Annotated in this window: 14 protein-coding genes; 9 read left to right on the top strand and 5 right to left on the bottom strand. The window is 70.7% G+C overall.

The window, feature by feature from the left end; translation table 11 throughout:
• Position 1 precedes the first annotated feature (1 nt).
• The 8 genes from Asi02nite_RS20565 (at position 2) to Asi02nite_RS20530 (ending at position 7,725) form a co-directional block, all read left to right on the top strand.
• Positions 2-856, top strand: a complete 855-nt coding sequence (locus Asi02nite_RS20565) for an anchored repeat-type ABC transporter permease subunit (RefSeq protein ID WP_203715283.1) — start codon at positions 2-4, stop codon at positions 854-856.
• An 82-nt stretch (positions 857-938) separates the two neighbouring features.
• Positions 939-2,405 (top strand): choice-of-anchor M domain-containing protein, encoded by a 1,467-nt coding sequence (locus Asi02nite_RS20560; RefSeq protein WP_203715281.1) that lies wholly within the window; start codon positions 939-941, stop codon positions 2,403-2,405.
• Between the two features lie 2 nt (positions 2,406-2,407).
• A complete protein-coding gene (locus Asi02nite_RS20555) occupies positions 2,408-3,445 on the top strand; it encodes a WxL protein peptidoglycan domain-containing protein (protein WP_203715280.1) in 1,038 nt (345 codons plus the stop codon).
• Positions 3,442-4,968 carry a TIGR03773 family transporter-associated surface protein gene (locus Asi02nite_RS20550; protein WP_203715278.1) on the top strand — a complete coding sequence of 509 codons (1,527 nt, stop codon included), beginning with the start codon at positions 3,442-3,444 and terminating at the stop codon, positions 4,966-4,968. The genes Asi02nite_RS20555 and Asi02nite_RS20550 overlap by 4 nt, the downstream gene beginning before the upstream one ends.
• 113 nt (positions 4,969-5,081) lie before the next feature.
• Positions 5,082-5,486: a Fur family transcriptional regulator gene (locus Asi02nite_RS20545; protein WP_203715277.1), complete on the top strand. Its 405-nt coding sequence runs from the start codon at positions 5,082-5,084 to the stop codon at positions 5,484-5,486.
• 130 nt (positions 5,487-5,616) lie between these two features.
• The gene (locus Asi02nite_RS20540; RefSeq protein ID WP_203715276.1) at positions 5,617-6,270 is read left to right on the top strand and encodes a choice-of-anchor M domain-containing protein; all 654 of its coding nucleotides are present in this window, start codon (positions 5,617-5,619) and stop codon (positions 6,268-6,270) included.
• Complete coding sequence (locus Asi02nite_RS20535; RefSeq protein WP_203715275.1) at positions 6,267-6,908, top strand: choice-of-anchor M domain-containing protein; 642 nt, start codon at positions 6,267-6,269, stop codon at positions 6,906-6,908. Before Asi02nite_RS20540 ends, Asi02nite_RS20535 begins: the two co-directional genes overlap by 4 nt.
• A 145-nt stretch (positions 6,909-7,053) precedes the next feature.
• Positions 7,054-7,725: a hypothetical protein gene (locus Asi02nite_RS20530; RefSeq protein ID WP_203715274.1), complete on the top strand. Its 672-nt coding sequence runs from the start codon at positions 7,054-7,056 to the stop codon at positions 7,723-7,725.
• 2 nt (positions 7,726-7,727) lie between these two features.
• On the opposite strand, the gene Asi02nite_RS20525 is transcribed toward Asi02nite_RS20530, so the two are convergent.
• Genes Asi02nite_RS20525 through Asi02nite_RS20510 form a run of 4 tightly spaced genes read right to left on the bottom strand, consistent with a single transcriptional unit; the run spans position 7,728 to position 10,743 of the window.
• Positions 7,728-8,072 (bottom strand): ArsR/SmtB family transcription factor, encoded by a 345-nt coding sequence (locus Asi02nite_RS20525; RefSeq protein ID WP_203715273.1) that lies wholly within the window; start codon positions 8,070-8,072, stop codon positions 7,728-7,730.
• A gap of 19 nt (positions 8,073-8,091) precedes the next feature.
• Positions 8,092-8,988: a metal ABC transporter permease gene (locus Asi02nite_RS20520; protein ID WP_239126853.1), complete on the bottom strand. Its 897-nt coding sequence runs from the start codon at positions 8,986-8,988 to the stop codon at positions 8,092-8,094.
• Positions 8,981-9,799: a metal ABC transporter ATP-binding protein gene (locus Asi02nite_RS20515; RefSeq protein WP_203715271.1), complete on the bottom strand. Its 819-nt coding sequence runs from the start codon at positions 9,797-9,799 to the stop codon at positions 8,981-8,983. The genes Asi02nite_RS20520 and Asi02nite_RS20515 overlap by 8 nt, the downstream gene beginning before the upstream one ends.
• Complete coding sequence (locus Asi02nite_RS20510) at positions 9,799-10,743, bottom strand: metal ABC transporter solute-binding protein, Zn/Mn family (protein ID WP_239126852.1); 945 nt, start codon at positions 10,741-10,743, stop codon at positions 9,799-9,801. The genes Asi02nite_RS20515 and Asi02nite_RS20510 overlap by 1 nt, the downstream gene beginning before the upstream one ends.
• A gap of 449 nt (positions 10,744-11,192) precedes the next feature.
• Here Asi02nite_RS20510 and Asi02nite_RS20505 point away from each other — a divergent pair, with 449 nt between their 5' ends.
• Positions 11,193-12,092 carry a hypothetical protein gene (locus Asi02nite_RS20505; protein WP_203715264.1) on the top strand — a complete coding sequence of 300 codons (900 nt, stop codon included), beginning with the start codon at positions 11,193-11,195 and terminating at the stop codon, positions 12,090-12,092.
• 3 nt (positions 12,093-12,095) lie between these two features.
• Here the strand turns inward: Asi02nite_RS20505 and Asi02nite_RS20500 are convergent, their stop codons facing one another.
• Positions 12,096-12,818 carry a TIGR03943 family putative permease subunit gene (locus tag Asi02nite_RS20500; protein WP_203715262.1) on the bottom strand — a complete coding sequence of 241 codons (723 nt, stop codon included), beginning with the start codon at positions 12,816-12,818 and terminating at the stop codon, positions 12,096-12,098.
• Positions 12,819-12,931 lie beyond the last annotated feature (113 nt).

Raw genomic sequence — 12,931 nt, 5'->3', positions numbered from 1 at the left:
GATGTCTCCGGTCGACTTCCTTCGCGACCTGTTCAACCCTGACCTGGCCTTCCTGCCGAAGGCGTTGGTGATCGCGGTCGTGGCGGCGATCGTCTGCGGTGTCGTGGGCACCTACGTCGTCCTGCGAGGCATGGCGTTCATCGGTGACGCGGTCGCACACGCCGTGTTCCCGGGGCTGGCGGTGGCGTTCGTCGTGTCCGGCAACCTCGTGCTGGGCGGCACGGTCGCCGGCGTGGTCACCGCGGTCCTGGTCGCGGTCTTCGCACAGAATCGCCGGCTCAAGGAGGACTCCGTCATCGGCGTGTTCTTCGTCTCGGCGTTCGCGCTGGGCATCGTCGTCATCTCGCGCGCGCCCGGCTACGCCGGCTCCCTGCAGCAGTTCCTGTTCGGCTCGATCACCGGCATCCCGGATCGCGACGTCTACGTGGTGGTGCTCACCGGTCTGGGCGTCATACTGGCCATCCTGTTGCTGCACAAGGAGTTCGTGGCGGTCACCCTCGACCGCGAGATGGCCCGGGCGACCGGCCTGCGGACGTTCTGGCTCGACATCGCCCTGTACGTGCTGGTCACGCTGGCGGTGGTGATCTCGGTGCAGACCATCGGCAACATCCTGGTGCTCGCGCTGCTGGTCACACCGGCCGCGACCGCCAGGCTCCTGACCGACCGCCTCGGCGTGATGATGGTGCTCGCGCCCGCGCTGGGTGGCCTGTCGGCGCTGGTCGGACTCTACGTCTCGTGGTCGTGGGACCTGCCGGTGGGCGGGACGATCGTCCTCGTCCTCACCGCGGCGTTCCTGGTCGCCTGGGTTTTCGCGCCCCGGCACGGCCTGATCGCCGCACGCCTGTCGGCCACCTGATCGTTCTCGACAGCACGCATGACGCGTGCTACCGTCCGCCCGTAATGAAAATGGTTCTCATTTCCAATTAGGAAGGGGAGGGATGAGAGTACGAGCGCGCGGGCGATCGTTGACGGTCGCCGCGACCGCCGCCGCCCTGCTGGCCGGCATGGCGATCGGTGCGGCTCCGGCCGCCGCCGCGGAGAAGGTGGTCCTGTCGCAGGGCCACACCGACGCGGTGGACGTCCACTACGAGAACGGGGCACTGAGCCTCGAGGTGCACGACGACACCGTCGAGCCTTCGGTCATGCGCGACCCGGCGGACGTCACGTTCCACGCCCTGCCGGCCTCCGCCGTGCAGGTGCCCGACATCCCCCAGTACAGCTTTCTGGGGGAGCCCGGTGCCACCGTCTGGCTCCTGCCCCAGGTGCAGGACCCCAACCTGCTCTGGCCGGGCTGGAACACCACGACGCTGCCCGGTGGGGTGTTCGCCGGTGACTCGGTCAAGCTGAGCCTCGTCGACGTCGACGGGCCCGGCGACGTCTGGGTGTTCATGTCCGACGCCATCGGCATGCCGCTGCACAAGTTCCGCACCGACGACGGCCTGCCCGACGCGTTGGACGTGCCGGTGCACACCCACGCCCACGCGAACTGGGCGTTCAGCGCCACCGGCACCTACACCCTGAGGTTCCAGGCCGACGCGACGCTCACCGACGGGACGAAGCTGTCGACCGGCCCGGTCGACTACACGTTCCTCGTCGGAGACGGGACCGATCCGGACCTCCAGCTCGACGTCTACGGCCTGGCGGACAGCTACCGGCCGGGGCAGCAGGTCAACCTGGTGGCGATGACCGACGTGGAGACCGACCTGGACCACTTCCACTGGTTCAGCAAGTGCCCCGGAGCGGCGGACTTCGCGGTCGTGTCCGGTGAGCTGACCTTCTCGTACCAGTTCACCGCGACAGCGGACCTGGACGGCTGCCAGTACAAGGCTGTTCTCTACGACGACGACCACCGGGCGGTGGCCGAAGCCGACCCGGTCACGCTCGTGGTCGAGGAGGAGGGCAACCCCGGCGACCCGGGCTCCAGCCAGTCGATCACCGCGACGATCCGGGAGACCGACGGCGCCCTGGTGCTCAGTGTGGATCCGGACGACCGCACGGTGAACCTGCCGCCGGCCACCGTCGGTGCCAGCGGTGACCGGTTGGAGACCTCGGGCGCGCTGCGGCCGGTGACGGTGACCGACACGAGGGCGACCCGACCGGGCTGGAACGCCTCCGGCTCGGTGTCCGACTTCGCCGCCAACGCCGGCGGTGGTTTCGCCGGCAGATACCTGGGCTGGACCCCACAGGTCCTCGGCCAGGCGCAGGGACAGGGCGTCGTCGCCGGTCCGGTGGCCGCACCGGGCTTCACGACCGGCAACGGACTCAGCCGCGGGGCGGTGCTGGGTGCGGCGCCGGCCGGCAGTGGCCGCGGCACCGCGCAGCTCGGCGCGGAGTTGCGGCTCGAGCTGCCCAGCGAGACCGCCGCGGGACAGTACGCCGCGACGCTGACGCTGACCGCTATCTGACCATGCGCCTGCTCGCGACAGCGGTCGTCGCCGCCCTGGCCGGTTCACTGCCGGTCGGGGCGGCGGCGCAGGCCGAACCCACGACCCCACAGACATGGGGCATCGCGCCGTCGACCAGGAGCGGGCCGGACGGCCGCCCCGCCTTCACCTACAAGCTCGACCCCGGTGCGACCCTGACCGACTACGCGGCCGTCTCCAACTACTCGGCCGCGCCGATCACCCTCGACCTGTACGCCAGCGACGCGTTCACCACCGAGCAGGGCGGCTTCGACCTGCTCCCGGCGGCGCGCGAGCCGACCGGCGTCGGCAGCTGGGTGTCGTTCGACAGCAGGTTCGCCCGGCTCACGATCCCCTCGAAGTCCCGCATGGACGTGCCTTTCCGTCTGTCCGTGCCGAAGAACGCCACACCGGGCGACCACGCCGGCGGCATCGTCGCGGCCGTGGCGACCACCGCGGCCACCGCCGAAGGCGGCCAGGTGAAGGTGGACCGGCGCGTCGGCACGCGCGTCTACCTGCGCGTCACGGGTGAGGTGCGGCCGGCGCTCGAGGTCGAGCGCGTCGCGGCGCGCTGGACCGGCACCGTCGACCCGATCGGCGGCGGCGTCGTCACCGCCACCTACCGGATCCGCAACACCGGCAACGTCCGGCTCACCGGGCAGCCAGTGACGACGATCGCCGGCCCGTTCGGTGTCGGCCGTCGGGTCGCCCGCACGGATCCGGTGCCGGAGATCCTGCCCGGCGGTGAGGTGCTCACCACCGTACGCGCGGACGGGGTCCTGCCCCTGATCCGACTGACGGTGGAGTTCGACCCCGCGCCGGCGATCGTGGACCCACCGGGCACGGCCGCGCCGACGGCGACGACCACGACGTCCCTGTGGGCGCCGCCCTGGCCGCAGATCGCCGTGCTGCTGCTCGTGGCCGGCATGGGCTGGTTCGTGTGGTGGCGCCGGCGTGTCAGAAGGCGCGCGCTCGCCGCGGCCCGGGACGCCGGTCGCGCCGAGGCACTGTCCGCCACGTCCATGGGAGGAACGAAATCATGAAGCGAACCGCGGCCGCGATCATCTGCGTGGCCGGCGTCACCGCGCTGTCCGGCCCCCTTCCGGCCAGGGCCGAGCCGCGAACACTGTCCGTCGCCGGCGCTGACCTCGTGTCCGTCCGCGTCGAGTCCGACGGGCTGGTGCTCAACACGCGGGACGCCGGTCAGGTCCGTGCCGGCCACCCGGGGACCGACCCGTCGCACGTCACGCTCGACGCCGGCGACGGCTTCACCGGGACAGCACCTGACCGCTTGTCGTTCCTCGGGCCACCGGGCACGCCGGTATGGGTGCTGGCCGCGGACGGGGACTTTCCCGCGTTCGATGCCACCGGCGTCCCCACAGGACGGTTGGCCGACGACACCCTCACCGTCGAGCTCGTGGGTGTCGACGGTCCCGGCCAGTTCCACGCGTACGCGCAGAGCGGCCTGGGCGCCGTCGACCTGCTCCTGGGCAGCGCGGCGAGCGAACCAACGACGACCGTGCTGCGTGCCGGCCACCGTCGCGGAGGCGTGCTCTGGGCGTTCGACACACCTGGCTCGTACCAGGTCGCGCTCGCCGTCACGGGTCGTGAGCGGGGCGGTCGAGAGCTGCGCGACGAGGCCACCTTCCGGGTGGAGGTCCCACCGATCAGCGTTTCGGAGACCGCCGCCCCACCGGAGGCGAAGCCGTCACCCGCCGCGCCGCGACGGGCCGCGGAGGCGAAGAACGCGCCGGGGGTCGCGGCGCCCGCGCCGCCGCCTCGGGTCGTAGCGCCCGCGCCGCCGCCGAAGGGCGCGCCCGCGAGCGGGCGAAAGGTGATCGCCGACGGCCACGTCGACATGGGCCCTTCGTTGAACGGCAGCAGCTGGACGATCCGGCTCCGCGACGACACCACGAGTCCGGCCGCCTGGCGGAACCTGTCCGACGTCGTCCTGCACGTCGTCGACAAGGCGAAGATCAAGGTGCCGGCCGGTTCCGAGTACGCCTTCCTCGGCCGGGCCGGCTCCGACGTGTGGATGCTGCCGCAGGCGCAGCAGGCCGGCATCGTCTGGCCAGGCTGGAACACGCAGGACCCGTCGGTCGTCAACGGGACCAGGGGAGCGGTCACCTGGCGGCTCACCAGCGTCACCGGCCCTGGCCAGTTCAAGCTGTTCCTGACGGGCTCCTTCGGCCGGCCCGAGGTGCTCTTCGACAGCGGGAGGAAGCTGCCACAGCAGCTCGCGATCCCGCCCAACACGCACGCGCACGGCAGTTGGGCCTTCACCAGGCCCGGGATCTACCACCTCGGCGTCGAGATGGCGGGCACAGCCAAGGACGGCAAGGCGTTGGTCGACCGCAGGACGCTCAATATCGCGGTCGGCGACGTCGACCCCGATGGCGCGTTCGGCGCGCCGGGCGGCGATCCCGGCAGCGGCGGCGAAGGAGGACGCCTCGCCCAGACCGGAGCATCGTGGACGATCGCCGCCGCCCTGCTCGGGAGCGGACTGGTCGTCGGCGGGGGAGTGCTCGTGGTCGGGGCCCGGCGGCGCCGGGGGGTCGAGGGCTGAGGCGCCGGAGCCACGAGATCCGCCGGCGACCGCGATCACGCGGTCGCCGGCGGAATGATAGCGGTTTGCGCATATGTGATAGGGTCGCGCGTCGGAACAGGAGGAACTCCCTGGTGAACGGCTCGACGCCAACCCCCGCCCGCACCACGCGGCAGCGCACCGAAGTGACCGCTCTGCTCCAGGAGGTCAACGACTTCCTCACCGCGCAGCAGTTGCACGGGCTCCTTCGCGAGCGTGGCGCCAAGGTGGGCCTGACCACCGTTTACCGCACCCTCCAGCGCATGGTCGAGACCGGCGAGGTCGACGCGACGCGGACGCCTGACGGCGAGCAGCTGTTCCGGCAGTGCTCGCGATCCCGGCACCACCATCACCTCGTGTGCCGCATGTGTGGCCGGACGGTCGAGATCGAAGGCCCGGCCATGGAACGCTGGACGGAGAAGGTCGCCGACCAGCACGGCTACACCGACATCGCGCACACGCTCGAGATCTTCGGCACCTGCTCGGCCTGCGCGCGCTGACCGTCTCCCGGTCAGAAGGCGACGCCTGACATCACGAACTCTCCTCCCTGGCACACCTATCGCTCCTAAATGAAAACGATTATCGTGTTCATATTCTGGTCCACTGGGGACCATGGGGAGGAGAGCGACTGTGCGAAGCTCCATCCGGGTGCTCGTCGCGTCGAGCATGCTCGCGGCCGCCGTGGTGGCCACCACCGCCGCACCGGCACAGGCCGGCGGCCTGATCGTGATCGACCACGGCCACGTCGACGTGGTCGGCGTGGCCGTCGAGGACGGCGATCTGCACCTGCACGTCCATGACGAGAGCGTCGAGCCGGGCGAGGAGCGGGCGCCCGAGGACGTCACGCTCCGCGTCCGTCCGTCCGCGCGCACCAGCGTGCCGACCGATACCGCGTACGCGTTCCTGGGCGACGCCGGTGATCCGGTCTGGATCCTGCCGCAGACCCAGAATCCGGACCTGATCTGGGCCGGGCTCGGCACCGAGGAGATCGACGCCGGCGTCCTGCGCGCCGACACGGTCAACGTGACGTTCGCCGTGCTGGGCCCGGGTGACGTCGCCGTCTACACCGAGAACGCGTTCGGTCTGCCGGCCGACATCCTGGTCGACACCGGCGACGGCCAGCCCGACACCTTCGCCCTGTCCACCGGCGACCACCTGCACGCGAACTGGGCCTTCGAGAAGCCTGGCACCTACCGGATCGCCGTCGCGGTCACCGGCAAGCTCGCCGCGACGGGTCGGACGGTCGCCGACGCGGGTCTCTACCGCTTCGAGGTCAAGGCATGAGGCGGGTACTGGCGCCGCTGCTGCTCGCCGCGCTGATCGTCGGGTCCGTCGCGACTCCGGCGCACGCCGCGCCCGTGACACTGACCAGCGGTCACGTCGACATCCTCGACGTCGACTACAGCGGTGGCGCGCTCGTCCTGCGGGTCCTCGACGAGACCGGCACGACCGCGGTCGAACGGAACCCGTCCGACGTCACGTTCCGCGTGCCGGTCGCCGCCAGACTCACCAGCATCCCGGGCACGCCCGCCTGGTCCTTCCTCGGTACCGGTGGCACGGCCTGGGTCCTGCCGCAGAACAGCGTGCCCGGCCTGCTCTGGGCCGGTTGGAACACCACCGAGATCCCCGCCGGCGTGTTCGTCGACGACAAGGTGACGTTCCGTCTCACCGCGGTCGGCGGACCGGCCGGCTTCAGCATCTACACCGCGTCCGGCGGAACGCCCACGGTGCTGTTCGACAGCGGCAACGGCCTACCCGACACCCTCGCGCTGCCCCGGTTGACCCACTCGCACGTGAACTGGGCCTTCGACGCCGCGGGCACGTACACCGTCACCTTCAGCGTCACCGGCGTGCTCGCGTCCACCGGTGCGACCGTCACCTCCGGTTCCAGAGCCTTCACGTTCCAGGTGCTCGCCGGCTGATCGCCGAACGGAGGGGCCGGGCTCACCGAGCCCGGCCCCGCAAAAGCTTCTGATAATCATGTGCGTCTCTTGATGGCGGCCGCCGGTACGCGTTACCGTGCCGGCAGCGGCGGCCGGCCCTCGTCGCCCCACGACGGGAGACCGGATGTCGCGCAAGACCGGCAAGCCTTCCTACGTCCGGCGCGACGAACAGCAGCGTCGGCGCCGCGTCCCGCTGATTGCGGCCATCGTGGCCGCGGCGGCCCTCCTGATCGTCGGCGGTGGGAGCGGCTTCCTGGCCGGCCGGCCGGACGCGACGAGCCGGGCCGTCGAGGAGATCAGAAAGCAGGAAGCGGTACGCGACCTCGCCCAGATCAAGGAGCTGACGACCGTGGCGCGCGCGTCGCAGGAAGCGCTCGGAAAGCTGCTCACGGAGCTGGACACGGCCGCCGCCGGCACCCGCCCGGCGTCGGCGGCGCAGGTCGGCGCCTGGAAGGCGACCGTCGACGGTCTCGTCCACGCACACGCCGACAGCCCCTCTGGAACGACCGCGACGAACGTGGCGCGCGGTGGCCTGCGGGCCGCGGTGGACGGTTTCGCCCTGGCCGTCGACCTCTACGCGATGTCGCTGGAGGTGCCGGCGGCGAACCGGCCGGCGCTGTTGCGATCGGTCGAACGGGCCCAGCGCACCGCGTCCGTGGGCTGGTCGGTCGCGGCGGCTCAGCTGGACCAGCTCAACATCGATGCCGGGCTCGGCCATCAGCACGTCTATCTGCGGACGGAGCAGGGCAGCGGGGCCTTCACCGCCGATGGTGAGCCGGAAGGCGTCCCGAACTGAGCTCAGTGTCGCGGGCGTGCACCGCTGATGGGCGCCCCCGAGCCTGCCTCGGGGGCGACCTGCGTGAGTATCGCCCGGACCAGGACAGCCGTGGACGGGGCCGCGACGTACCGGACGTGGCTGCCGGCCCGGCGCCGGTGCACGAGTCCGGCCAGCCGTAGGTGCCGCAGGTGCTGCGCCAGCGTCCCGTAGCCCACATCGAGGCGATCGGCCAGGTCCGCGGCCGTCGCCTCGCGATCCAGGATGTCCAGGACGATCCGCAGGCGCAGCGGAAGGGCGAGCGCTTGCAGGACGGCCGTCACGGCGTCGACCGCCTCGCTCGTGAAGACTCCCTCCGGCTCGGCCACCAAGCCCCCTTCGAAAGTCTCAGCGAACCGCGGCGGGCAGCGGGGCTCGGGGACGGGGGATGACCTGCCAGCCCCGTCGCTGCCGGCGCGCTCCCACGATCCGGCACACGATGTAGATCAGGAACGAGATCGTCGTGACGTACGGGCTGATCGGGATGGTGCTACCCAGGGCGAGCAGGATGCCGCCCACGACGGAGCCGACGGCGAACAGCACGCTCAGGACGGTGACCAGCAGCGGCGAGGCGGTTACCCGCATCGCGGCGGCAGCCGGGGTGCACACGACACTGAGCACGAGCAGTGCGCCGACGATCTGCACCGACATCGCGACCGTCAGCCCGAGCAGCACCATGAAAATGGTCGACAGCGCGGCCACCGGCACACCACGGCCGGCGGCCAGTTCAGGGTCGGTGCTGGCGAAGGCGAGCGGTCGCCAGATCACCAGCAGCCCGACCACGACCACCGCCGACGTGGCCAGCAGCCACGAGAGCTGCGGCGTGTCCACGGCGACGATCTGCCCGGTGAGCAGGCCGAACTTGTTCGCCGCTCGCCCTTTGTAGAGGGCCAGGAACAGCACACCGAGCCCTAGACCGAACGGCATCAGGACGCCGATGATGGAATTGCGGTCGCGGGCGCGGCTGCCCAACAGGCCGATGACCAGGGCGGCGAGGATCGAGCCGGACAGTGAGCCCAGCACGACGTTGGCGCCCATCAGCAGAGCGCCCGAGGCGCCGGCGAAGGACAGCTCGCTGATGCTGTGCACAGCGAAGGGCAGGTCGCGCATCATTACGAACGTGCCGATCAGGCCGCCGACGACCCCGAGAACCGCGCCGGCGATCAAGGAGTTGTGGACCAGACCTAACAACTGGCCATAGTCGGCGAAGTTGAAAACCTGCGACCAGATCCCGGGGTCAGCCACGCCGTGCTCCGGAGACGGCGCCGTTCTCGTGATGGTGCGCTTCGTCGGCCTGCGGTATGCCGGCGACCAGGATGCGGCCGTTGATCCGTACCACCTCGACCGGTACGCCGTACAGCTCGGACATGGTCGTCGAGGTGAAGACCTCCTCGACGGAGCCGACCCGGAACCGGCCGTCAGCCAGGTACAGCACACGGTCCACATAGGGCAACACGGGGTTGATCTCGTGGGTGACGAACACGACGGCGGTGCCCTTCTCCCGGCGGCGCCGGTCGACCAGCGCGGTGATGGTCCGTTGGCTGCGCAGGTCGAGCGAGAGCAGCGGCTCGTCGCAGAGCAGCAGGCCCGGGTCGGCGACGAGCGCCTGCGCGATGCGTACCCGCTGCTGCTCGCCGCCGGAGAGCAGCCCGATCGGCAGGTCCGCGAAGGCGGCCGCGTCGACGGACTCGAGCGCCGCCCTGACCCGTGCGGCGCGGCCGGCCTGCCGGCCGAGGCCCCAACGGTGTCCGTCGAGGCCCTGGCCGACGATGTCGCGGGCGCGCATGGGCGTGAGGGGATCGATCCGCCGCTGCTGTGGCACATAGCCGATGTCGTCCGAGCCGCGCCGCGGCGGGCTGCCCACCAGTCGGATCCGGCCGGAGCTGAGGCGCTGGAGTCCAAGGATGGCACGCACGAGGCTCGTCTTGCCCGAGCCGTTGGCGCCGAGCACCGCGACGAACTCGCCCGGCTCGACCCGCAGCGACAGGCCGGACCAGAGCCGCCGCGGCCCGAAGCTCAGCCCGGCGTCCTCGAACTCCAGCACCGGAGCGGACATCAGCCCAGCGCCGTCTTGACGGCCTCGAGGTTCCCGGCCATCCAGGCCAGGTAGTCCTTGCCGGCGGGCAGCGTCTCGGTCACCGGGACCACGCCGACCTTGTTGTCCTTGGCGGCCTGGAGGACCTTCTCGGTTTCCGGGCCGGCGGTCTGCTCGTTGTAGGCGAGGAGCTTGACCTGCTTGCCGGTGAACAGGCCGAGGGTTTCCTGGAGCACGCTCGCGGGCACGTCAGTGCCCTCCTCGACCGCCTCGCTGAACTCGTCGGGCGTCTTGTTGGTCAGCCCGCACGCCTCCAGGAGGTAGACCGGCACCGGCTCGGTGATCGCCACACCCGCTCCGGTGTGCGCCGTCCTGATCTGCGCGGCGACGGATTCCAGCTCTTGGAGCTTCTGCTTGAAAGCGGTCGCGTTGGCGGTGAACGTGGCGGTGTTGCCGGCGTCGGCCGCCGACAGGGCGCCGGCGATCTGGTCCGCGAGCTTGCCCATCGAGGGCAGGTCGTACCAGACGTGCTCGTTGAGCTCCTCGCCACCGGCCGCGACATGACCGGAGATCTGGACGGCGTTGAGTACCTTGGCGTCGCTGTTCGCCGACTTGAGCATGGTGTCGACGAAGTCGTCGTAGCCGCCACCGTTCTCGATCACCACGTCGGCTTTGGAAAGCGCGAGCTGCGTGCGGGTGTTCGCCTCGTAGGAGTGGGGGTCGGCGGACGGGTCGCTGATGATCGACGTGACCGCCACCTTGTCGCCGGCGATCTGCCGGGCGATGTCGCCGTACACGTTGGTGGACGCGACAACCGACACGTCGCCGGCCGCAGGCGAGGCAGCAGAAGGCGTCGCGGCCGCGTCCTCGTCTCCGCCGGACCCGCACGCCGTCGCCAGCATGGCCATCGACACCAGCACAGCACCAACTAGACCCGCGCGTTTATGGCGCACCGGGATCGCCACCTTCCACGTCCGGCTTACTGACAATGAGGTTCATTACCAGCAGGACGTTAGGCGAGACCGCGCCCGCACCACAAGATACCTGAAAGTGATTTTCATTATGATTGCGGTATCACGATATCGCGATAACCGCATGTTCCCAAGAGGACGGATCCCGGTCGGATCGTTGGATAGTCTGCGGTCCGGTTCGTCGAGGGCAGGAGACACCCGTGGTCGTCAGCAGCTCCGCCGCCTCCCGGCCGGCCGCCCGTCGCGAGGTGCGGTGGACAGGGCTGGTCGCCGCTCTCGTGGCGGCGGCGTGGCTATTGGGGTCGTCGCCCGAGCCCTCCGAGCCCGCCGGCGACGGCGCGTCACCGCCTGCCCGCAGCGTCGGTTCGGTGTGGCCGTCGGCCCCGCGAGCCTCGATGCCCAGCGCGTTGGGAGACGGCGGTACCTACACTCCCGGCTTCTTCGTGGATGTGAAGACGTCGATCGGCCCGGCGGTCACCGCGGACGGTGCGTTCGTGCAACTCCTCGTGGTGCCCGACGCGGGGGCGATCCTCGAACTGCGGCGGCTGCCGGCGGAGTCGGCTCCGCAGTTCTTCGGCTTCACGTCCGGCACCGGGTGGGTTGCCTGGGCCGAGTCGTCGGAGGACGCGTCCGGCCGGCGTACCACCTCGATGTGGGTGATCGGCAGCGATCTGAAGGGCGCGCCGCGCAGGATCGTCGCGGACGCCGGTGACGTGCGTCAGACCGACTCCACCTATGATCTGGCCATTGTGGACGGCCGCCTGCACTGGACGGCGATCGGTCCGGGTGACGACGCGTCCACCGAGTTGCGATCGGTCGTCGTGGACGGCGGTGACCCGCGAACCACGACGATACCGCGGCTGTGGTCACCGGTCGCCTGGCCGTGGCTGATGGACAGCACCGACGCGGTCGGCGGCGGCCGGATCGTGCTGATGAACCGGCTCGACCGGGCGACGCGGGAGTTCACCGTCGGGCCGGCCGACTTCCCGGCGTGCGGCGCCACGTGGTGCCGGTCCATCGTCGTCGATGACGGGAGTTCGGGCCGGGTCGACCTGGTCCGGGTCGACGGCACCGAGCGCCGCCGGGTCGCCGGGCCCGATGTCGGCTTTCCGGTCACGGACGTCGCGGTGCTCGACCGGTTCGAGGTGCTGACCGGGCTCGACCCGGCGTCCCGGGCCGCCCAGGGCCGACCGCTACAGATTTACGACATTGCCCGCGACGCGACCGTGACCGTCGCGTCCGACGCGATCAGCGTGCGCTACTCAGGTGGTTTCCTGTGGTGGTCCAGCGGCTTCGAGGACCGCGTCTCGTGGACCGCGCTCGAACTGCGCGCATTGACCTGACCGTCACTGGTACTGGTTGCGGGGCGGCTCGACCTGCACCCAGGTCTGCACGTCGACGTAGGGGATCTGCTCGCCGTTTACCGGGTCGGTGCCGGCCTTCTCGGAGTATTTCCCGGTGACTTCGATCCAGGTGTCGGCCGGTACGTCGACTGGCGCACTTCCGGTCAGGCCCAGTTTGATGGGCCGGCCGTCCGCGGCGCAGCACGACATGACCATGCGGGCCAGCATCAGCTCACCGTTCTCGCCCGGGATGACGAAGCCGGACATCTGGACCGTGCGGTCGCCGATGGAGGTGCCGTTGTCGTAGACCGCGCGGGACGCGTACTCCAGGACGCTGATCTTGGCGGGATCGCCCGGTGGCAACGGCGGGTAGTCGGAGGTGGCCTGGCTGGACAGGGCGGTGCCGGCCTGTCCGGCGGCGAACGCGCCGAGCGCCGGCGGCGCGACCAGCAGCAGGCCGAGGACGGGCAGGACGAGCAGCCAGCCGACCGCCGGGCCGTGGTGGCCGTGCCCGTGACCGTCGTCCGAGTCGTCCGGCTCGCGCGACTGCTGGCGCAGGTCATGGACGAGCGTCATGACGGCGGCGACGACGAGGACGGCCCCCGCGGCGATCAGGAACGGCCGCAGGCCTTCCTTGACGTAGCGCAGGTAGACGTCGGTCAGGCTGGCCTTGAGGACGGCGCCGCCGAGCAGGAGTAGGACGACACCTTGTGCTTGCCGGTTCACAGGACCACCGCTCCTACCGCGACGGCGACGAGGACCGCGACGGCGAACGTGGCCGGTGAGAACCGGGTCGCGAACCGCCGGCCGAAGACGCCCGTCTGCATCGAGATGAGTTT

Source organism: Asanoa siamensis, assembly GCF_016862555.1.
GTDB lineage: Bacteria > Actinomycetota > Actinomycetes > Mycobacteriales > Micromonosporaceae > Asanoa > Asanoa siamensis.
This window is presented reverse-complemented; position numbering and strand designations above follow the sequence as displayed.

Coding starts and splice junctions, on each gene's coding strand:
- Asi02nite_RS20565 (WP_203715283.1), top strand. CDS start 2: ATGTCTCCGGTCGACTTCCTTCGCGACCTGTTCAACCCTGACCTGGCC.
- Asi02nite_RS20560 (WP_203715281.1), top strand. CDS start 939: ATGAGAGTACGAGCGCGCGGGCGATCGTTGACGGTCGCCGCGACCGCC.
- Asi02nite_RS20555 (WP_203715280.1), top strand. CDS start 2,408: ATGCGCCTGCTCGCGACAGCGGTCGTCGCCGCCCTGGCCGGTTCACTG.
- Asi02nite_RS20550 (WP_203715278.1), top strand. CDS start 3,442: ATGAAGCGAACCGCGGCCGCGATCATCTGCGTGGCCGGCGTCACCGCG.
- Asi02nite_RS20535 (WP_203715275.1), top strand. CDS start 6,267: ATGAGGCGGGTACTGGCGCCGCTGCTGCTCGCCGCGCTGATCGTCGGG.
- Asi02nite_RS20530 (WP_203715274.1), top strand. CDS start 7,054: ATGTCGCGCAAGACCGGCAAGCCTTCCTACGTCCGGCGCGACGAACAG.
- Asi02nite_RS20515 (WP_203715271.1), bottom strand. CDS start 9,799: ATGTCCGCTCCGGTGCTGGAGTTCGAGGACGCCGGGCTGAGCTTCGGG.